Origin of the sequence: Oerskovia sp. NPDC056781 (genome assembly GCF_042789955.1) — a bacterium.
GTDB classification, from domain to species: Bacteria; Actinomycetota; Actinomycetes; order Actinomycetales; family Cellulomonadaceae; genus Oerskovia; species Oerskovia rustica.
Window position 1 is genome coordinate 1 of record NZ_JBHUAD010000402.1, and the last position, 1,259, is coordinate 1,259.

Genomic DNA, 1,259 nt, shown 5'->3' on the forward strand with positions numbered 1-1,259 from the left:
CAGACCGCGACGACGACGGAGATGTCTCGTGGGGTGCAGGAGTCCGCGACGGGTGCTTCGGAGATCGCGGGCAACATCACCGGCATCGCGACCGCGGCGCAGGAGAGCGCGGCGACGATGCAGCGGATGAGCGTCGCGGTCGACGAGCTGGCCCAGGTCTCGGTCGAGCTGCGCACCCGCGTCGCCCAGTTCCGGATCTGAGCGAAGAACGTCAGCACGAGCCGGTACGGCACCCGCCGCACCGGGCAGCACCACCCCGGGAGCATCCGTCCCGGGCAGTCGACTCGGCCACGCGGGGCGTGGCCGACAGCAGGGGACACAGGTCCCCCCAGATCGAGAGGCGAGCGATGAGCGAGCAGCAGAACGCACCGCGCCGGCTGTGGGCCGACCGCCCGGTGCTGGTCAAGATCGTCATGTCCGTCCTTCTCATGGTGGTGGTGACCGCGGTCGTCACCGCGTTCGCGCTCAGCTCGATGCGTACGCTGCGGGCAGACGCCGCGCTGATGTACAGCGGCAACGTCGTCCCGCTCCAGCAGCTCACGGAGATCCAGCGCGCCTACCAGGGCGACCGTGCCCGGGTCGTCCAGTACGGCATCGCCGACGAGGAGACCCGCGGGACGCTCGTGGACGAGCTGGCCGAGCGCAAGGTCGACCTCCACTCGCAGATCGAGGCCTATCGCCCCAACGCGGTGAACGAGGCCGACGTCGACGCTCTGGTCGCCGCGCTCGACACGTACTACGCGGCGGCCGAGGGAACGCTGTTCCCGTTCGCGGACGAGGGTGACGCCGAAGGGTTCGCCACGTACTTCGACGAGACCATCCGTCCGTTGACGACGGCCGTCCTCGACGCGATGCAGGTGGAGACCGTCTCGCAGGGCGAGGAGGCGGCCGCTCTCGCCGACGAGACGGATGCCGTGGCGGCACGGTCGATCCTCCTCACGATCCTGGTCGCGGCGCTCGGTGCGGTCGCGGCGTCCGCCCTGGCCTACGTCGTGGCTCGCAACATCGCCCGCCGGATCGGCGCGGTGTCCTCGGCCCTGGCAGCGGTGGGCGACGGCGACCTGACGGTCTCCTCCGGCGTGACCGGGCGTGACGAGATCGGCACCCTGGCCGTCGACCTCGAACGCACGCAGGCGAACCTGCGTGGTCTCATCACGGGGGTGGTCGAGTCGTCGGTGACGATCGCGTCGAGTGCGGAGTCGTTGGCGGGGGTGTCGTCGCAGTTCTCGGCGTCGTCGGAGGAGACGGCGGCGCAGTCG

At 70.7% G+C, this 1,259-nt stretch carries 1 protein-coding gene and 1 pseudogene; both read left to right on the forward strand.

Annotated elements, in window-relative coordinates; all coding sequences use genetic code 11:
* Positions 1 to 201, forward strand: a pseudogene (locus ACFRCR_RS18740) (methyl-accepting chemotaxis protein); the annotation flags it as partial.
* Between the two features lie 146 nt (positions 202 to 347).
* Positions 348 to 1,259: MCP four helix bundle domain-containing protein (locus ACFRCR_RS18745; protein ID WP_377679698.1), on the forward strand; the 912-nt coding region annotated here is incomplete at its 3' end.